This window comes from Curtobacterium sp. MCLR17_043 (assembly GCF_003224215.1).
GTDB lineage: Bacteria > Actinomycetota > Actinomycetes > Actinomycetales > Microbacteriaceae > Curtobacterium > Curtobacterium flaccumfaciens.
Window position 1 is genome coordinate 48,511 of the sequence record NZ_QKLH01000006.1, and the last position, 19,381, is coordinate 67,891.

At 72.6% G+C, this 19,381-nt stretch carries 13 protein-coding genes; 12 read left to right on the forward strand and 1 reads right to left on the reverse strand.

From position 1 onward, the window contains the following. Window position 1: 1 nt before the first annotated feature. From DEJ03_RS07420 to DEJ03_RS07460, 9 genes are all read left to right on the forward strand, one after another. Entirely contained in the window at window positions 2–1,213 is a 1,212-nt protein-coding gene (locus DEJ03_RS07420; RefSeq protein WP_110864100.1) for a sensor histidine kinase, read from the forward strand. Then, window positions 1,201–1,935, forward strand: coding sequence for a response regulator transcription factor (locus DEJ03_RS07425; RefSeq protein WP_110864101.1), 735 nt, complete (start codon window positions 1,201–1,203; stop codon window positions 1,933–1,935). Before DEJ03_RS07420 ends, DEJ03_RS07425 begins: the two co-directional genes overlap by 13 nt. A gap of 77 nt (window positions 1,936–2,012) precedes the next feature. Continuing rightward, on the forward strand, window positions 2,013–2,825 hold the full coding sequence (locus tag DEJ03_RS07430) for a fructosamine kinase family protein (RefSeq protein WP_110864102.1): 813 nt from the start codon (window positions 2,013–2,015) through the stop codon (window positions 2,823–2,825). Between the two features lie 325 nt (window positions 2,826–3,150). Continuing rightward, window positions 3,151–5,322, forward strand: coding sequence for a glycosyltransferase family 39 protein (locus DEJ03_RS07435; protein WP_258370664.1), 2,172 nt, complete (start codon window positions 3,151–3,153; stop codon window positions 5,320–5,322). 35 nt (window positions 5,323–5,357) lie between these two features. Continuing rightward, complete coding sequence (locus DEJ03_RS07440; RefSeq protein ID WP_110864103.1) at window positions 5,358–6,080, forward strand: response regulator transcription factor; 723 nt, start codon at window positions 5,358–5,360, stop codon at window positions 6,078–6,080. 56 nt (window positions 6,081–6,136) lie between these two features. Then, a complete protein-coding gene (locus DEJ03_RS07445) occupies window positions 6,137–7,690 on the forward strand; it encodes a cell wall metabolism sensor histidine kinase WalK (RefSeq protein ID WP_146237670.1) in 1,554 nt (517 codons plus the stop codon). 100 nt (window positions 7,691–7,790) lie between these two features. Continuing rightward, window positions 7,791–8,060 carry a hypothetical protein gene (locus DEJ03_RS07450; RefSeq protein WP_071406090.1) on the forward strand — a complete coding sequence of 90 codons (270 nt, stop codon included), beginning with the start codon at window positions 7,791–7,793 and terminating at the stop codon, window positions 8,058–8,060. A 48-nt stretch (window positions 8,061–8,108) separates the two neighbouring features. Next, entirely contained in the window at window positions 8,109–8,351 is a 243-nt protein-coding gene (locus DEJ03_RS07455) for a hypothetical protein (RefSeq protein WP_146237671.1), read from the forward strand. A 259-nt stretch (window positions 8,352–8,610) separates the two neighbouring features. Next, window positions 8,611–9,117 (forward strand): hypothetical protein, encoded by a 507-nt coding sequence (locus DEJ03_RS07460; protein ID WP_245165815.1) that lies wholly within the window; start codon window positions 8,611–8,613, stop codon window positions 9,115–9,117. A gap of 37 nt (window positions 9,118–9,154) precedes the next feature. Here the strand turns inward: DEJ03_RS07460 and DEJ03_RS07465 are convergent, their stop codons facing one another. After that, window positions 9,155–9,973, reverse strand: a complete 819-nt coding sequence (locus DEJ03_RS07465) for a helix-turn-helix transcriptional regulator (protein ID WP_110864106.1) — start codon at window positions 9,971–9,973, stop codon at window positions 9,155–9,157. A gap of 113 nt (window positions 9,974–10,086) precedes the next feature. Here DEJ03_RS07465 and DEJ03_RS07470 point away from each other — a divergent pair, with 113 nt between their 5' ends. From DEJ03_RS07470 to DEJ03_RS07480, 3 genes are all read left to right on the forward strand, one after another. Beyond that, window positions 10,087–11,379: a bifunctional glycosyltransferase family 2/GtrA family protein gene (locus DEJ03_RS07470; protein ID WP_110864107.1), complete on the forward strand. Its 1,293-nt coding sequence runs from the start codon at window positions 10,087–10,089 to the stop codon at window positions 11,377–11,379. 339 nt (window positions 11,380–11,718) lie between these two features. Then, window positions 11,719–17,289, forward strand: a complete 5,571-nt coding sequence (locus DEJ03_RS07475) for a glutamate synthase-related protein (protein WP_110864108.1) — start codon at window positions 11,719–11,721, stop codon at window positions 17,287–17,289. Further along, window positions 17,286–19,076, forward strand: a complete 1,791-nt coding sequence (locus DEJ03_RS07480) for a sulfite reductase subunit alpha (RefSeq protein ID WP_110864109.1) — start codon at window positions 17,286–17,288, stop codon at window positions 19,074–19,076. The genes DEJ03_RS07475 and DEJ03_RS07480 overlap by 4 nt, the downstream gene beginning before the upstream one ends. Window positions 19,077–19,381: the final 305 nt, after the last annotated feature.

Consider the following 19,381-nt stretch of genomic DNA (forward strand, 5'->3'; position numbering starts at 1 on the left):
CATGACCTCGACCACGCTCCCCGCCGTGCCGCTCGGGCAGCGTGTGTGGTCCCAGACCTGGCGTGTCGCCGTCGCGGCCCTGACCGGGCTGCTCACCGCGGGGCTCGTGTGGCCGACGATGGACACCCGTGGGTGGAGCGACCTGCACGTCGGCGCGCTGATCCTCGGCGACCTGGGTGCCGGTCTGGCCGCCCTCGTCCTCCTGCCGTTCCGGCACCGGGCACCGCTGCTGATCACGGTCGTCATCGCTGCCCTCAGTTCGGTGTCGACGTTGGCGGTCGGAGCGGCCGCGATCGCCACGGTCTCGCTCGCCACCCGGCGCCGAGCCGTCGAGCTCGCCGTCGCCGGCGCGGTGCTGCTCGGTGCCACGGTGCTCTACGACGTCGTCCTGGCACCCCCGGCCGACGACATGCCGCTCTGGCAGATCTTGGTCGCGGGCGTCGTCGGCATCGCCCTGCTCGTGGTCATCGGCATCGCGATCGGGCAGCGACGGGCGCTCCTGCTGTCGCTGCGTGAACGGGCCGCCCTGCTCGAACGCGACCAGCAGCTGCGCGAGGACCGTGCCCGCGAGCAGGAGCGCGCCCACATCGCCCGCGAGATGCACGACGTCCTGGGCCACCGGCTGTCCCTGGTCGCGCTGCACGCCGGTGCGCTCGAGTACCGCGGCCCGGGACTCACCCCTGACGAGACCGCCGCGGCGGCCGGGGTCGTGCGGGCCGAGGCGCACTCCGCGCTCACCGACCTGCGCGACGTCCTCGGGGTGTTGCGCGACCCCGCGGCGACCGGCGGCGACGAGGTGACCGGCACCGCGCCTCCGCAGCCGACGCTCGTCGACCTGCCCGGCCTGCTCGACCAGGCGCGTTCCGGCGGTGCGGCCGTCCGGGCGCGCGTCGACACCGACGGCACGGCGGTCCCGACCGCCGTCGGGCGACACGCCTACCGGATCGTGCAGGAGTCACTGACGAACGCCCGCAGGCACGCCCCCGGAGCGCCCGTCGACGTCGTCGTCGAGACCGTCCCCGGCCCGGCGATCCGGGTGGCGGTGTCGAACACGCTGACCGACGGACCTGCGCCCGCGGACGCCTCCGGGCACACGGCCGGGCACGGCCTGCGCGGGCTCGCCGAACGCGCCCGGCTCGTCGGCGGGAGCTTCCGCGCCGGCAGCGACGGACGTGTGCACGTGGTCGAGGCGGTGCTGCCGTGGACCCCGTGACCGCTCCCGTCCGCGTCGTCCTGGTCGACGACGACCAGCTCGTGCGCGTCGGGCTCCGCATGCTCCTCAGCGGCGACGACGGCCTGGTGGTCGTGGGCGAGGCGGGCGACGGGCTCGAAGCCGAGGGCGTCATCGCGTCGACCTCTCCCGACGTCGTGCTCATGGACATCCGGATGCCCCGGTGCGATGGACTCGTCGCCACCGAACGCGAACTGCGCCGACGACCCGACCTGGCCGTCCTGGTGCTGACGACCTTCGAGGGGGACGACCTCGTGCTCGGAGCGCTGCAGGCCGGCGCCCGCGGGTTCCTGCTGAAGGACACCCCGCCGCACGAACTCGTGCAGGCCGTGCGGACCGTCGCGGCCGGGCGCTCGATCCTGTCCCCGTCCGTGCTCGACCGGGTCATCGCGTTCGCGGCCGGATCCCGCTCGCGCCAGGCGGCCGGTGGTCCGGGCGACGCACCGGCAGGGCCACCGGTCGATGCCGCTGCGGACGACGCCGAGGCACGCCGGCTGCTCGCCCTGCTGACCGAGCGGGAGCGGGAGGTCGCACTCGCCGTGGCGAACGGGGCGTCCAACGCGCAGATCGCCGCCGACCTGTACGTGGGCCTGGCCACCGTGAAGACGCACGTCGGGCACGTGTACGAGAAGTTCGGCGTCGAGAACCGGGTGCAGCTCGCACTCGTCGTGCACGCGGCCCGGCGGGGAGAACCGACCGCGTGACCGCGTGACCGCGTGACCGGGCCGCCGGGTGATCGTCGGCTGAACGGTCGACGGTGCCCCCTCGGCAGGATGGACCGATGGCCGAGACGCACGTGAAGACGTTCACCACCGCGGACGAAGCGGCAGCCGAAGCCGCCGGACTCGCCTGGCTCGCCGAGGCCGAGGACACCGGAGGCACCCGCATCGCCCGCGTGCTCGGGCGCCCGACCCCGACCGTGCTCGACCTCGAGCTGATCTCCGACGGCTCCCCTACCGCCGCCCAGGCCGAGCGGTTCGGCCGGTCCCTCGCACACACCCACGCCGCCGGTGCCGACCACTGGGGTGCGCCGCCAGCCGGCTGGACCCGCGGTGCGGCGCTGCGGATGGGCCGCTCGCGCACGCCGTTCGTCACGGCCGAGCAGGCACCGGCGACCTGGGGCGAGTTCTTCGCCGAGTACCGGATCCGCGACTTCGTCCGCCGCATCGTCGACGCCGGTGGGTTCGACCACGCCGAGGCCGCCGTGTTCGAGCGGGTCGCCGCACGCGTGCAGGACGGCACGCTCGGGTCGCCCCAGCCCGCGCTCGTCGGAGACCGACCCGCTCGTCTGCACGGCGACCTGTGGGCTGGCAACGTCCTCTGGCCGACGGACTCGTCCGAACCAACCGGCGCCGTGCTCATCGACCCGATCGCGCACGGCGGGCACGCGGAGACCGACCTGGCACTGCTCGGGCTGTTCGGGCTGCCCCGGCTCGAGACGGTGCTCGCCGCCTACGACCGGGAGTCACGGCTGGCCGACGGCTGGCAGGAGCGCGTCGAGCTCCACCAGCTCGCGCCACTGCTGCTGCACGTGTTCCTGTTCGGCGGCTCGTACACCGGGGCCGCACTCCGAGCAGCGCAGCGGTACGCCTGACCCCTCGCACCGTGCTGCCTCGCTCACCCCGTGCGAGGTTGCCCGCCCCGGTGCCGGCGCCGCACCGTGCTGCCTCGCTCAACCCGTGCGAGGTTGCCCGCCCCGATGCCGGCGCCGCACCGTGCGGCCTCGCTCAACCCGTGCGGGGTTGCCCGCACCGTGCAGCGCTACAACCGCGCACCGAGCAGGCGACGCCGCACGGACCGAACAACAGCGCACCGTGCGCCGCGCCGCCGCCCGCCGGCCAACCGCGCACCGTGCGTCCTTAGCCCGCACATAGCCAGCGCAGTGCAGCAGTCGGGGAACGCCCCGGATGCTCATCGACATGACCACGTACCCGATACCCGTGACCGACCGACGCGACCCCGCGCGCAGTGCCGCGCGGGATCGGCGCCGCCCGCCCCTCGCCCGGCTGTTCCTCGGCGAGCGCGACGACGCCCGCTGGCTCCGGCCGGCGTTCTGGGCGCTCCTGGCCGTGACCGCCGTGGTGTACCTGTGGGACCTCAGCGTCTCCGGGTACGCCAACAGCTTCTACGCCGCCGCCGTGCAGGCCGGCACGAAGTCGTGGGAGGCGTTCTTCTTCGGCTCCCTCGACTCGTCGAACTTCATCACGGTCGACAAACCACCCGCCTCGCTGTGGGTGATGGTGCTGTCGGCCCGGCTGTTCGGCTTCTCGAGCACCAGCCTGCTGCTCCCCCAGGCGCTGATGGCCGTCGGTTCCGTCGCCCTGGTCTGGGGCACGGTCCGCCGCACCCTGGCCCGACTCGGCGCCACCACCGCGAACGTCGGCGCCCTGCTCGCGGGCTTCGTCGTCGCAGCGACCCCGGCGGCGGCGCTGATGTTCCGCTTCGACAACCCGGACGCCCTGCTCGTCCTGCTCATGACCGCCGGGGCGTACTGCACGGTGCGGGCGCTGCCGAAGGGCAGCTGGAAGTGGATCGCGCTCGCCGGGGTCGCCCTCGGCTTCGCGTTCCTGACGAAGATGCTGCAGGGCCTGCTCGTCCTGCCCGCCTTCGGCCTCGTCTACCTGTTCGCCGCTCGCACCGGAGGGGGCCGGCGCGTGGTCGGCCTGCTCGTCGCCGCCGGCTCCCTCGTGGTGGCCGCCGGCTGGTGGGTCGTCGCCGTGTGGCTCTGGCCAGCCGAGTCCCGCCCCTACATCGGCGGCTCGACGAACAACACGGTCCTCGACCTGGTGTTCGGCTACAACGGCCTCGGCCGGATCTTCGGCGGCTCGGGCAACGGCGGGGGAGGCGGCGGCATGACCGGCGGCACCGCCGGAGGCTCGTTCGGCGGCTCGACGGGCCTGAACCGCCTGTTCTCGTCCGAGATGGGACTCGAGATCTCGTGGCTCCTGCCCGCGGCGCTCATCGCCCTGGTCGTCGGGCTGGTCGTCGTCGGCCGTCGGCACCTGGCCGATCCCGCACGCGCCGGACTGGTCCTCTGGGGTGGCTGGCTCCTGGTCACCGGACTCGTGTTCTCGTACATGTCCGGCACGATCCACCCGTACTACACGGTCGCCCTCGCCCCGGCCATCGCCGGACTCGTCGGCACCGGCGGCGCCCTGCTCTGGCACGCACGAGCCCGCTTCGTCGGCCGCCTCGGCCTCGCTGCGATGATCGGTGTCACCGCGTTCTGGGGCTGGTGCCTGCTCAACGAGAACCCGACCTGGCTGCCGTGGCTGCGCTGGGTGATGCTCGCCGGCGGGCTGCTGTCCGCGGCACTGATCGTCATCGGCAGCGTGCCGTCGCTGCGCCGACTCGTCACGGTCGGCGTCCTCGCCGGCACCCTGTTCGGCCTGTCCGGCACCACCGCCTACGCCCTCGCCACGACGACCGTCGCGCACTCCGGTTCGATCCCGAGCGTCGGTCCGGCGGGCAGCAGCTCCGGTGGGATGGGCGGCGGCACCGGTGGCTTCCCGGGAGGCACGGGCGGACCGGGTGGGTCGACCTCCGGCTCCGACGACGGCGGCTCCGACAGCACGTCCGACTCCCAGCAGGGTCCCGGCGGGACCCCGCCGGAGGGCGCCTCCGGCGAGGCGCCGGAGATGCCGGACGGCACGTCCGGTACGGCACCGGGCAGTGGGCAGGACGGCACGGACGACGCGACCTCCGAGGGTGGGTCGGGGACGAGCCTCCAGGCCGGGGGTGGTGGCGAGGGTGCGTCGACCTCGTCCGCCCTGCAGGAGCTGCTCGAGGCATCCGACGCGAAGTGGGCGGCCTCGGTCAACGGATCGCAGTCGGCCGCGCAGCTCGAACTCGACACCGACACCGCCGTGATGGCGATCGGCGGCTGGTCGAGCGACCCGGCACCGACGCTCGCGCAGTTCAAGGCGTACGTAGCCGACGGCGACATCGGGTACTACGTGTCGTCCGGCTCCGGCGGCGGCATGGGCGGCGGCTCGTCGACCGCGTCGGCGATCCAGGAGTGGGTCGCAGCGAACTACGAGTCGACGACCGTCGGCGGCCAGACCGTCTACGACCTGAGCAGCACGGAGTGACCGGCGACGAGGGCGCGGTGGATAGGCTCCGGGACATGCCCGGCACCCCGCTGCAGCGCACCGACGGCTCCCCCGTCCGCGCCCTCGTCGTCGACGACGAGCACGCCCTGGCCGAGGCCGTCGCCCTGGCGTTCGCGGGCGACGGCTGGGCCGTGCGGTCGGTCCACCGCGGGCGCGACGTGCTGTTCGCGGCCCGGGAGTTCCAGCCCGACGTGATCGTGCTCGACGTGATGCTGCCGGACATCGACGGGTTCGAGGTGCTCGAACGGCTCCGCGACGCCCGCGACGGCGTGCGGGTGCTGTTCCTCACCGCACGCGACGCCCCCGAGGACCGGCTCGCCGGGCTGACCGGCGGCGGCGACGACTACCTGACCAAGCCCTTCGGCATCGAGGAGCTGCTCGTCCGTGCGCGGATCCTGGCGCGCACCTCGGCCCGGGTCGCCGCGGCCGGGGCGAGCGCCGAGGTCGTGGTCGGGGACCTCCGGCTCGACGAGGACGCCCGCTCGGTCAGCCGTGCCGGTGACCCGATCGAGCTCACCCCGACCGAGTACGAGCTGCTGCGACACCTCGCCCGCAACGCCAACCGGGTCCTGTCCCGCGAGCAGCTGCTGGCGAGCGTCTGGGGCATGGACTTCGGCACGTCGTCGAACCTGGTGGACATGTACGTGTCGTACCTGCGGAAGAAGCTCGACGCCGGACGTGAGCCGATGCTGCAGACCGTCCGTGGGGCGGGGTACGTGCTCCGGCCGACGACGTGAGCCGGCCCGGGCGCACCGGGCGTGTGCCGTCGTTGCGCTGGCGGATCGTGGCGGCCGTGGCCCTGCTGCTCGTGGCGACGAACGTCGTCGTGGGGGCGGTGACCGTCGTCGCGTTCCGGGGGTACCTGGTCGACCGGCTCGACGCGGAGCTGTCGACGGCGGCGATGCGGACCGTCGGCGGACGGGACGGGGCCGAACCGCCGCCGGGGGCGTCCGGGCCGCCGCCGGGGTCGTCGTCGTCGTCCTCGTCGTCGTCGTCCTCGTCGTCGTCGTCCTCGGATGATCTGCCGGATCCCGACAACGCCTTCATCGGGGCGCCCGGGCAGTCGGCGGGCACGGTCATCGCCATCGTCCGCGACGGCGACCTGGTGCTCGGTGGCTACACCGACGGGGACGGTGACCAGCGCCGTCTGACCGCGACGCAGCAGCGGACACTCGCCGCGGTGCAGACCGGCGGCGACCCCGTGACGGTCGAACTCGGCGCGCTCGGGGACTACCGGGCGCAGGCAGTCAGCGACGACGGCGACGTGTTCGTCACCGCGCTCCCCCTCGGTGACCTCGACGCCGCGATCGCCCGGTTGCTGCTCGTCATCGGGGTCGTCACGGTGCTCGGGCTCGCCGTCGCCGCGTGGGCGCTCACGGTGCTCGTCCGTCGATCGCTCCGTCCGCTCGAACGCGTCGCCGCGGTGGCGTCCGGCGTGACCGCACTCGACCTGGAACGCGGAGACCCGGACATCCCCGTCCGCGTCTCCGACTCCGACCTGCGCGCGAACCGCGAGGTCGCGCAGGTCGGCAACGCGCTGAACCGGCTGCTGGGCCACGTCGCCCGGGCGCTCACCGTCCGTCGTGACGCCGAGGCCGGCATGCGGACGTTCGTCGCCGACGCCTCGCACGAACTGCGGACCCCGATCGCCACCGTCCGGGCGTACGCCGAGCTGTCGGAGCGGACCTCCGACCTGGACGCCGTGCACCGCAACGTCGACCGGATCGGACGCGAGGCCGTCCGGATGGGCGACCTCGTCGACGAGCTGCTGCTGCTCGCACGGCTCGACGCCTCGGCCCTGGTGTCGGGGGCGCCGGCGTCGCAGATCGTCCGCGAGCCGGTCGACCTGACGTCGCTGGTGGTCGAGGCCACCATGGACGCCCGCGCGACGGCGCCGGACCACCGGTGGACGCTGCAGATCGTGGACGACCAGCCGGTGCTCGTGGCCGGTGACGAGGTGCAGCTCCGACGGGTGGTCACGAACCTGTTGACCAACGCCCGGACGCACACGCCGCCGGGGACTGCCGTCGTGGTGTCGTTGCAGTCGGTCCCCGGGTCGGGGTCTGCGTCTGCGTCTGCGTCTGCGTCTGCGTCTGCGTCTGACGGTGCCGTCGTCCGCTTCGTCGTCGCGAACGACGGGCCGCCGATCCCCGCCGAGTCACTGCCGACCCTGTTCGACCGGTTCACCCGGGGTGAGGCCTCGCGCTCACGGGAGCACGGCACGAGCGGTCTCGGGCTGGCGATCGTGCGGGCCGTCGTCATGGCGCACGGCGGCAGCGTGCGGGTCGCGTCCGAGCCCGGCCGGACCGCGTTCACCGTGGACCTGCCGGCCTCGGGCGCTTCGTGAGCAGAAGACGTCGGGTGCCGCGACCGCACTCGACATCTCCTGCTCACCGAGTGCCGTCCGGGTCGCATACTGGTCGGAGAACGCCGGACGAGGAGGCCCCGTGACGAACGCGTACGACAAGCTCCCGGGCCGCCCCGACCCCGCCGACCTGGTGGTCGAGGTCCCGGCCTTCGAGGACGACCGCCCCCAGCCCGAACCCGCACCGCCCGCCGCGGCGCCGGAGCTCGTGGCCGCGACCGAGTTCGCGCGCTCCTCGCACGCACCGCCCACGATCCGCCGGACACAGATGCGGGCGGGCGCCTGGATCGCGGGCGTCCCGATCGCGGCGCTCGTGGTCGTCGCGATCGTGCAGATCCTGCTGCCCCGCTGACCGAGAGCGTCACTGATATGTAGAGTGGTACGCCGTGGGGACGCGGTGGTGACGACAGCGACCCCGCGCGTCAGCGTGTGCTTCGAACGGGACGAGACACTCATCCGTAAGGACCGACAGTGGATCGTCGAGGCGACGCGGGACTCGGGTGGCGCCCGTCTGGTCCACCGCCACGAGACGGCTGCACACGAGCCGCTCCTGGCCCTGCCGGATGCAGTCGGGTGGGCGTGGGCGAAGGGCGGCGACTGGAGACGTCGTTGTCCACCGGAGATCACCGTGATCGACGTCTGAAACGCGCAGAACCCGAGCGCCCAACCGTCCGGATGGGTCTCGGGTCCACTTCTCGAAGCTCAACGCAACGAGCACGATCACGCTACCACCGTGCCATGTCACACGCCAGGACCGGCAGACGATGGCACGGCGATCGGCCGTCGTCCGGATCGTCAGACGATCGACCAACGTCGAGCCACATCGCGTGCATCCGCGTCGGAGCGCACGCAGGCTGGGTCCTGTCCGAGCAAGACGACCCGAACGGGTCACCACTGCAGAGATGGGAAACACGATCATGAACTCGTTCAAGCGCAAGTCCGTGAAGCTCCTCGCCGGCACCGCCCTCGGTGGCGCCGTCATCGCCGGGGCGTTCGTCGCAGCCCCCGCGCAGGCCGCCGAGCCCGCGCCGCCCAGCACCTCGTCGTCCGTCGGCGGCAGCGTCAACGTCAACCTCGACCCGGTCGCGATCGTCAACGCGATCAAGGACGCGGTCAACGACCAGAGCGACCGCGGCGGTGCCGTCCAGGCGGCGCTCGACGTCGGCTACTGGAACGCCGGCAACCCCGACCGCCTCACCGTCGCGGTGGTCAACAAGAACCAGGACATCACCGTCGAGGGCGACGTCGCGGACGCCCAGTCGATCGACATCAAGGGTGGCAACTACGTCATCTACTGGTTCAAGGGCCCCGGCAAGGTCACCAACAACGGTGACGGCGGCTGGCTGAACTGGGGTGTGTTCGGCAACATCGAGCGCATCGACAACGTCATCCACGTCAACGGCGGCTGACTCTAAGTCCACGACAGCGCCCCCTGGGACCTCGGTCTCAGGGGGCGTCGTCGTGCGGCCGCGCCGCTTCGATCGCCGGCGGCCGGTTGCGAGCGGCCAGCCGGAGGTCCCGCCGGGACCGGATCCAGCCCCGGACGAAGGCGACCGACACCAGCGCCGTCCGGTTCGGCGCGTTCCAGGACTTCATCAGCCGGCCGAGGTGCCAGGCAACGGCCTGTCGGCTGTAGGCGGTCTCCTTGGCGATGGCGTCGTTCGACAGACCACGGGCGGCGAGCGCCAGCATCCGTTCCTCGGTCTCGTCCAGGCCGGGCGCCGATGCCACCAGGTCGATGTCGTCGGTGCCGAGCGCTGTCGTCGCGTCCGCCGACGCCCCTCCGCGGTGCTGCGCCCAGGCCTCCGCCCAGCACGAGCCGAGTTCGTGCGCCACGAGTGATGCCCGGCTCATCGCGAGCATCGTCCGGCCGGCGTGGTCGATCGTCGTCGCGTGCTCGCGGGTGGCCGTGTGCATGACGAGGGCGAAGACACGGATCGCGGGCAGGGCGCCGCGGAGCACGACCGAGACGTCGACCTGCGGGTCGTCGGCGCTGGCGGCTGCGACCTCGCGGAGCCGCACCAGGCACTCCGGGTCGAGCGGCTCCCCACGCTCGACCGCGCGCAGTGCCGCGGGGAGCACGAGCGGGACGATCTGCTCGTACCGACGCCGGAGCCAGTCGTGCCCGTCGGGTCGGATGCCGTGCAACGGTGGCGCGAGCAGCAGCTCCGTGAACTCCGGGCACCGCTCGTCGAGCGCCAGCCCCAGCCGCTCCCCGGGGAGCAGCACTGCCGTCCGTCGTGCGTCGTCGCGCTCGGTCGTCATCGTGCGTCGAACGTATCCGGACAACAGGTGTCGTGTCCGCTGCGTTCACGTGGTGTTCGTTCTTACCCGGGCCACAGCGCCCTGCCTCGGCCCCCGTAGCCCCGCTGCCGAGCATGAGCGCCATGACGGAGACGAACCAGCCCCTCGACATCGACATCGTCGTCCCCTGCTACAACGAGCAGGACACGCTCGCCGCCCACGTGCGACGGCTCCACACCTTCTGCCGGACGTCGTTGCACCACTCGTGGCGCATCACGATCGCGGACAACGCCTCGACCGACGACACCGCCCGGATCGCCGACGACCTCGCCGCGATGCTCCCCGGCGTGCACGCGGTGCACCTGCCCGAGAAGGGCCGGGGCCGCGCGCTCAAGGAGGTCTGGGCAGCATCGCCGGCGGCCGTGCTCGTCTACGTGGACGAGGACCTGTCCACCGACCTCGCCGCGCTCGAACCCCTCGTGGCGCCCCTGCTGTCGGGGCACTCGGACCTGGCGATCGGCACCCGGCTCGCCGGTTCGTCGCGCGTGGTGCGCGGCAGCAAGCGGGAGTTCATCTCGCGCTCGTACAACCTGCTGCTCCGGACGACGATGGGGGTGTCGTTCTCGGACGCGCAGTGCGGGTTCAAGGCGGTCACGAAGGCCGCCGCCGACCACCTGCTGCCGTTGTGCGAGGACGATGCGTGGTTCTTCGACACCGAGCTGCTCGTGCTGGCCGAGCACGCGGGACTCCGCATCCACGAGGTCCCCGTGGACTGGGTCGACGACGTCAACTCCTCGGTGCACATCGCGTCGACCGCGACCGAGGACCTGAAGGGCATGTGGCGGGTGTCGAGGAACATCGCCACCGGGCGTGTGCCGATCAGCACGGTCTACGCGGCGATCGGTCGGCAGCCGTTCACCCCACCGAGCGTGGGGTTCCTGGGGCAGGTCCTGCGGTTCGGGGCGATCGGGGTGCTCTCGACCCTGGCGTTCGCTGTCCTGTACGCCCTGTTCCGGCCGGCGATCGGTGCCCAGACCGCGGACTTCCTCGCGCTGCTGGTCACGGCGATCGGCAACACCGCACTGAACCGGCGGTTCACGTTCGGGGTGCGGGGCCGCGCGGGAGCCGGTCGGCACCACGTGCAGGGTCTGGTCGTGTTCGGCATCGCCTGGGCCATCACGTCGGGGTCGCTCGTGGTGTTGCACGCGTCGGTGCCGGGAGCCTCGCACGGTGCGGAGATCGCGGTGCTGACGGCAGCCAACCTGGTTGCGACCGGCGTGCGGTTCGTGTTGTTCAAGGCGTGGGTGTTCCGTGGTCGCCGACGCCCGGAGCTCATCCGCCCCGGCACCACCCCGGCGGCCGACGCCAGCACGGCGGTCACCGAATCGATCGCGGCCCCCGAGCGCACCGGCGACCGCGCTGCCTGACACCGTGCCGGGTTACCCACCCGGTGCAGGGTTGCACGGCGCCCGCGGCACGCCGCACCGTGCGGCGTCGGCCATCCCGTGCGAGGTGGCACGCTCCGTGCGGCGCTACGAACTCGCACCGAGCGTGCAACCTCGCACCAGCCGAACAGACCCGCACGGTGCGACACCATCACACCCCACGCCACCCGTGTTGCACGGTCGGTATACCAAGCCGTAGCATCGCCCTACCGCACCACCACCCCACAGGGCCCGACTGCCACCATCGGTCTGCCCGCGGCGAGCGCTCCATCGATGCAGCCCGCGCCGTCCGCTGCCGGCAACGCCCCACTGGACCCGCACGTGAACCCCACCTCTTTCGGTCTCTACGACCCTGCCCGCGAATCGAGCGATTGCGGCGTCGGTTTCATCACCCGTCTCGACGGGACGCCGAGCCACGACGTCATCCGCAAGGGCGACGAAGCGCTGTGCTCCATCCCGCACCGCGGCGGCAAGTCCGCCGAGGGTGTCGGTGACGGCGCAGGCGTCAGCATCGACCTGTCGGTGGAGTTCTTCAGCGCCATCACCGGCGAGCAGCTGCGCGCCGGGCACTTCGGCGTCGCGAACTGCTTCGTGCCGAGCAGCGACGGAGCGGACGGCGCCGACGAGCGCGCCCGCGCCGAGCAGACCGTCACGGACGCCATCACTGCCGAGGGCTTCGAGCTGCTGCTGGTCCGTGACGTCCCGGTGGACCACTCCGTCGCGCGCCCCGAGGCCGAGCAGTACCAGCTGCCGATCGTGCAGTGGGTCTTCCGTGCTCCGTCCGACTGGGACCGCACCGAGGTCGACGCCGCCGCGAACCGCGCCCTGCTCGCCATCGAGGCGGTCTCCTACGCCCAGGCAGCCGCCGAGCGCGCCGAGCACGCCGCCCTGTACCCGCTGTCGCTCAGCGCCCGGACCCAGATCCTGAAGGGCCGGCTGAACTCCGGCGAGGTGATCGGGTACTTCACCGACCTGCGCGACCCCCGGCACTCGGTGCGGACGCTGTACTTCCACACCCGGTTCTCGACGAACACCGAGCCGCACCCGACGATGGCGCAGCCGTTCCGCCTGATGGCGCACAACGGTGAGCTGAACACCGACCGCAAGAACCGGCTGTCGGACGAGGCGCTCGCGCGGGCCCGCACCCGGAGCATCGTGCGTCCGCCCGGGCAGTCGGACTCGAGCCGACTCGACCAGACACTGCAGAGCCGCGTGTTCGACGACGGGCTCGAGATCGTCGAGGCCGTGGTCTCGCTCATGCCGCCGGCGTGGGAGAACGACCGTACCCTGACTCCGGACGTCCGGGACATGCTCGAGTACTTCTCGCTGTACGAGGAGAAGAACGACGGTCCCGCCGCCGTGATCTTCAGCGACGGCGACGTCGTCGGCGCCCGCCTGGACCGCCTGGGCCTGCGCCCGCTGCGCACCGTCGAGACGGCCGAGTACCTGATGGTGTCGTCCGAGGCCGGCCAGGTCGAGTTCGACGCCGACGAGGTCGTGCACCGCGGCCGCATCGAGGCCGGCGGCATGCTCGTCGTCGACCACCGCACCGGCACCCGCATGCGCACGGGCGAGGTGCTGCACATGCTCGCGGCCCGCCGTGACTACGGCACCCTGCTCGACGCCGCCCGCGTGAACCTGGACGACGTGCCCGCTCCGGACTACGAGCGCACGACGTCCACCCTGGGCTACGACGGTGACCTGTCGCTCGCGGGTCGGTACGTGGCGTACTCGCTGAACCAGGAGAGCTTCCGGTTCATGCTCGACCCGATGCTGCAGAACGGGTCGGAGCGCATCTCGGCGATGGGCTACGGCAACGCGATCAACGCCCTGAGCGACACCGAGGGCGGCATGGCGAAGTACTTCTCGCAGCGCTTCGCCCAGGTGACGAACCCGCCGCTCGACTCGATCCGCGAGGCCGACGGGATGTCGATGCGCGTGGCACTCGGCGCGAAGCCGGACGGCACGGGCACCACGGGGCGTCAGCTCGTCGTGCAGTCGCCGATCCTCGGGCACCTCGACATGGTGCGGCTGCGCGAGCAGGACATCGTGCCGCTCGAGCGTTTCGACATGCTCTACGTGCCGGTGCCCGCCGACGAGCAGGCCAACGCCGACGCGATGCGCGGCGCGCTGGACGCGCTGTGCGACGCGATCGAGGCGTTCGCGGCGCGCGGTGGCGGGATCGCGGTCGTGACCGACCGCGAGGTGTCGTCGACCCATGCGCCCCTCCCCGTGATCCTGGCCGTGGCCGCCGTCAACCAGCGGCTCATCGAGACCGGTCTGCGCCTGCGGGTGTCCGTCGTCGCGGAGAGCGGTCAGCTGCCATCGTCACACCACGTCGCGACCGCGCTGGGCTTCGGTGCCGCCGCTGTGTACAGCTTGAGCGCTCGGCTGCGTGCGGAGGAGAAGTACCCCGCCGCACCCGCACCCGCCGGTGAGCTGACCGCGACCGACCTGGCGCTCAAGCAGTTCCGCAAGGCCGCCGAGAAGGCCCTGGCGAAGACCATGGGCCGCGTCGGCCTGTGCACCGCAGAGAGCTACATCGGCGGCGAGTTCTTCGAGCCGAACTACCTCGACACCGGCGACGACGTGCTGGCGCGGATCTTCCCGCACATGCAGGCCCCGGTCGGCGGCGTCGGCTTCGCGCGCATCGCCCAGGCGGCGACGGACTGGCACGAGCGTGCCCGCTCGGTGGCGTCCGAGGGCCAGGTCCCGCTGCTCGGCCTGTTCAAGGAACGCTCCGACGGCGCCGGCCACTCGTTCGGCGTCGCGAGCGTCCGCGGGTTCGGCGGCATGACCGAGGAGCGTCCGGCCTTCGAACGCTCCGGCGACTCGGACGCGCTGCGCCTGCTCACGCTCGGCCAGCTCGACGACTCGTTCGGCATCACCGACGCCGCGTACCGGAACACCGGGTACGACCGGCTGAGCGACGCCGAGATCGACGCGCACCGCATCACGCCGGGCTACGTCACGTTCCTGCAGACGACCCACGACGAGCGATCCCGCCGCCCCGCTGCGCTCCGCGACGTGCTGGCGCTGCCCGCGGACGTCACCGGCATCGACACGGCCGAGGACTTCGCGCGCGAGCTCGGCCGCTTCTCGACGAGCGGCAACGCCAGCGTCACCGTGCGCGGGCTCTCCGGCTCGCGTCCGTCGGACGACCAGGACCTGCCGGGAGGCACGGAGCGGTTCCGCCTGGAGCTCACGTCGACGGGGACCACGGGTGCACTGCGCCACGCGGCCCTGGCGGACGGCCTCGCGCTGCTCCACCCCGGACAGATCGACGTCGACGCCGTCGACGACACGGGGGTGACGCTCCGCGCCACCGGTGCGGCCGTCGCCCTGCTCGCGCTGCTGCAGAGCGCCCCGGCGAGCGTCGAGCTCGACGAGGTGCAGCCGGCCCACGAGATCACCCGGACCCTGGCGTCCGGTGCGATGAGCCACGGCGCGCTCGTCGCCACCGCCCACGAGGCCGTCGCGCACGGCACGAACATGGTCGGCGGCATGTCGAACAGCGGTGAGGGCGGCGAGCACCACTCCCGCTACGGCACCATCCGCGGCTCCCGCATCAAGCAGTTCGCCTCGGGCCGGTTCGGCATCTGGGCCGGCTACCTCGCCGACCCCATGCTCGAGGAGCTCGAGATCAAGATCGGCCAGGGCGCGAAGCCCGGCGAGGGTGGCCAGCTGCCCGCACCCAAGGTCACGGTGGACATCGCCGCGGCCCGCGGTGGCACGCCCGGTGTCGAGCTGATCTCGCCGCCGCCGCACCACGACACGTACTCGATCGAGGACCTCGCGCAGCTCATCCACGACTGCAAGGCCGCCCGCGTCCGGGTGATCGTGAAGCTCGTCTCGTCCGAGGGCATCGGCACCATCGCGGTCGGCGTCGCGAAGGCCGGCGCCGACGTGATCAACGTCGCCGGCAACACCGGTGGCACCGGCGCCGCGGCCGTCACCAGCCTGAAGTACGCCGGCCGCTCCGCGGAGATCGGCGTCGCCGAGGTGCACCAGGCCCTGGTCGCGAACGGCCTGCGCCAGAAGGTCACGCTCCGCTGTTCGGGTGCGCACCAGACCGGCAGCGACGTCGTCACGAGCGCCCTGCTCGGCGGCGACAGCTTCGAGTTCGGCACGACCGCGCTCATGATGCTCGGCTGCGTGATGGCGAAGAACTGCAACGTGAAGTGCCCGGCGGGCCTGACCACGAACGCCGAAGCGTTCGAGGGCGACCCCCGCGCGCTCGCGCAGTACCTGCTCAACATCGCCCACGACGTGCGGCAGATCCTGGCCCGTCTCGGCCTGCGCTCCCTGCGCGAGGCCCGCGGCCGGACCGACCTGCTGCAGCTCCTGGACCACCCGGCGAGCGTCGGCCGGCTCGACGCCCGTGCCCTGCTCGCCCAGGTGCCCGAGAAGGTCGTCGCGGACCCGGAGTACCTGGAGAAGGACTTCCACACCGACGACGCCCTGCTCGAGCGCGTCCGCACCGCCCTGGTCGACCACGCGCAGGAGCACGTGCTCGTGCACGGCGTGCTGCTCGGCAACGCCGACAAGTCGGTCGGTGGCCAGCTCGGCATCGACCTCGAGCGTCTGCTCAACCACGAGCTCCGCGCCGAGGACGTGCAGGGCCTGCCCGCCGTGACGACGGACGACCGCGGACGCCGCCGGCTGGTGGACGGCGCGGTCACGATCCGCACGCAGGGCTCGGCCGGGCAGTCCTACGGCGTCTTCAACAACGACGGCGTCGTGCTCGAGCACACCGGCACCGCGAACGACGGCGTCGGCAAGAGCCAGAGCGGCGGACGGATCATCGTCCGCGCCCCCGGTGGCGGCAGCGCCGCACAGGGCGGCAACGTGCTGGTCGGCAACTTCGCGCTGTTCGGGGCCACCGGCGGGCGCACCTTCGTCGAGGGCGAGGCCGGCGACCGGTTCGCCGTCCGCAACTCCGGCGCGACCGCCGTGGTCGAGGGCCTCGGCGACTTCGGCTGCGAGTACATGACCGGCGGCGCCGTGTTCAACCTCGGCGCGTTCGGCAAGGGCCTCGGCAACGGCATGTCCGGCGGGTTCCTGTACCAGTACGACCCCTCCGGCCAGGTCGCCGAGCGTGCCAGCACGGACTCGCTCCTGGTGTTCCCGGTCACCGACACCGAGCGCGGTGCGTTCCACGAGGCCGCCGCCCGCCTGCTGCTCGAGTGGCACCTCGAGGCGACCGGTTCGGCACTGGCCGAGCGGCTGCTCGCCGAGTGGGACACCGCCCGCGCACACGTGTACGTCGGCATGCCCCGTGCCCTGCTGCTCACGCAGGACGCCGGCGAGATCCTCGCGGCGGCGACCCGGCCCGAGCTCCTCGACGAGCTCGCGACCTCGATCGCCACCGACAAGCTCCGCGCGTTCAAGCTCGACTACCGCGACCAGCGCACGGTGCTCGACGGCCGTGCCCCGGCGCTCGGCGACCAGGGCGAGGACATGTTCTCGCTGCTGTCGTCGTACACGGTGCTCGGGGTCGCCCAGGACGTCGCCCTCGAGCGCGTCCCGGGCGCGTTCGGGGCCGCCGACCCGCGGGTCGCCGAGGCCGTCAAGAACCTCGTGCTCACCGAGGACTTCTCCGTCAAGCAGCGCGTCGTGAAGTACCTGCGCGGCACGCTCGACCGGTTCGCCGACGACCAGCTCGCGACGCTCATCGCGATCAAGCGGCTCGACGACTACAAGCGCGCGCTCACGCAGCGGAACAACCGCAGCATGGACGCGCCGGGCACCACGGGGTGGATCATGCACCAGAACGCCAAGAACGACGGCCGCGTCCGCGAAGCCCGCTTCGACGAGCTGCTCGCCACCGCGGCGCTCGAGGACATCGCCCGCCGTGCACCGCAGGCGCCGACCGAGGCGGTGACCGCGTGAGCCTGCTCCCCCCGACCGGGTCGCTGATCCCCGTCGACGCACCGTTCTCGGCCGCCCAGGAGTCCTGGCTCGCCGGGTTCATCGCGGGCATCGCCGCCGCCGGCAAGAAGGTCGCGGCCAGCGCGCCCACGACGACGATCGACGTGCTCTTCGGCACCCAGACCGGCAACGCCGAGTTCCTGGCCGACGAGCTCGTCGCCGGCGCGAAGGCCCGCGGACTCGGCGGTCGTGCCAGTGCGCTCGACGCCGTCGCCCCAGAGCAGCTCGCCGAGATGTCGCACGTGCTCGTCGTCACCTCGACCTACGGCGAGGGCGAGATGCCCGACAACGCCGGGCTGTTCTGGGACGCGATCCAGGCGAGCACCGTGCCGCGGCTCGAGGGGCTGCAGTACGCCGTCCTGGGCCTCGGCGACACGAGCTACGACGAGTTCTGCCAGGCCGGCAAGCTCCTCGACACCCGGTTCGAGCAGCTCGGCGCGACCCGGATCCACGACCGCGTCGACTGCGACGTCGACTTCGAGGACCCGGCCGCGCTGTGGACCGCGGCGGTCCTCGACCGCCTCGCCGCCGAGGCCGGCGCGACGGCCGCACCCGGCGCGACCACGGGCGGTGGTGCCGGCGACGGTGCCGCCGCGACCGGCGGGGCGAGCGCGAGCCGTGCCTCCCGGCCGGGGTCGCAGTGGAACAAGCGCAACCCGTACCCGTCACGCCTGGTCGAGAACCGGCTGCTCTCCTCGCCGCGCAGCGCGAAGGAGATCAGGCACTACGAGTTCGACCTCGGTGACTCGGGCATCGAGTACGCGGCCGGCGACGCCCTGGCGGTCGTGCCCGTGAACGACGAGGTCTTCGTGGCGGACCTGCTCGAGCAGGTCGGCGCGAACGGCGGCGAGGCGTTCGACGGCCGGCCCATCACCGAGGTCCTGCGGACCGACCGTGAGATCCGGACGCCCTCGAAGGACCTCATCGCCGACCTGGTGCAGCGCGCGCCGTCGAGCGAACTCGCGGCCGTCGTGGCGCACGGCGACAAGCACGAGCTCGACCGCTGGTTGTGGGGACGCGACGTCCTCGACCTGCTCCGCGACGCCGGCCCGGCCGCTCCGGGACTCGACGAGCTGCTGCCGAACCTGCGGCCGCTGCAGGCGCGGCAGTACTCGATCTCGTCGAGCCCACTGGCGCACCCGGACCGCATCCACCTGACCATCGCGTCGGTGCGCTACGGCGACCCGCACCGGATGTACGCCGGTGTCGCGTCGACGTTCCTGGCCGACCGGGTCGACCCGGACGGCACCGTCGACGTCTACCTGCAGCCGAACGCGTCGTTCGGGGTACCGGCGGACGAGTCGGCGCCGATGATCATGATCGGACCGGGCACGGGTGTCGCGCCGTTCCGCGGGTTCCTGCACGAGCGCGCGGTGTCCGGGGCCACCGGGCGCAACTGGCTGTTCTTCGGCGACCAGCACCGGGACACCGACTTCGTGTACCGGGACGAGCTCACCGAGCTGCAGGAACAGGGCGTGCTCGACCGCCTCGACCTGGCGTTCTCGCGCGACCAGGCCGAGAAGGTCTACGTGCAGACGCGGATGCTCGAGCGGTCGGCGGAGCTGTTCGCCTGGCTCGAGGACGGCGGCCACGTGTACGTGTGCGGGGACGCCTCACGCATGGCGAAGGACGTCGAGGCCGCGCTGCTCCAGGTCATCCGGACCGGCCGCGCGCGCGGCGAGGACGACGCGCAGGCGTACCTGGCCGACATGCGCCGCGCGAAGCGGTACGTGCGCGACGTCTACTGAGCCGCGTGCAGATCTGATGAGTCCGCCCCGGCCACGGAACCCGAATCCGATGGCCGGGGCGGTCCCGGAGGAGCGCCGGTCGATGGGGGCGGACCGGCGGGCCCTGCAGCGTGACGCACGCATCACCGACGCGTGGCGTCGGTGACCCGAGCAGGGAGTCCCCTGATCCGGGACTCACGTCCCTCGCTCGTCTCGGTCACCGGTGGTTGGTCGGCACCGGACTCGCTGTGCGTCACGGGCTGTTCGGGTTCCCCTCCTGCCGCGGACACTGCCAGCACCGGCGCCCTAGCGGGCCGGCGCGGGGG

Bases quoted from the DNA above. Each gene is read 5' to 3' on its own strand.
- DEJ03_RS07420 (WP_110864100.1), top strand. From the start codon at position 2: ATGACCTCGACCACGCTCCCCGCCGTGCCGCTCGGGCAGCGTGTGTGG.
- DEJ03_RS07430 (WP_110864102.1), top strand. From the start codon at position 2,013: ATGGCCGAGACGCACGTGAAGACGTTCACCACCGCGGACGAAGCGGCA.
- DEJ03_RS07435 (WP_258370664.1), top strand. From the start codon at position 3,151: ATGACCACGTACCCGATACCCGTGACCGACCGACGCGACCCCGCGCGC.
- DEJ03_RS07440 (WP_110864103.1), top strand. From the start codon at position 5,358: ATGCCCGGCACCCCGCTGCAGCGCACCGACGGCTCCCCCGTCCGCGCC.
- DEJ03_RS07460 (WP_245165815.1), top strand. From the start codon at position 8,611: ATGGGAAACACGATCATGAACTCGTTCAAGCGCAAGTCCGTGAAGCTC.
- DEJ03_RS07465 (WP_110864106.1), bottom strand. From the start codon at position 9,973: ATGACGACCGAGCGCGACGACGCACGACGGACGGCAGTGCTGCTCCCC.
- DEJ03_RS07470 (WP_110864107.1), top strand. From the start codon at position 10,087: ATGAGCGCCATGACGGAGACGAACCAGCCCCTCGACATCGACATCGTC.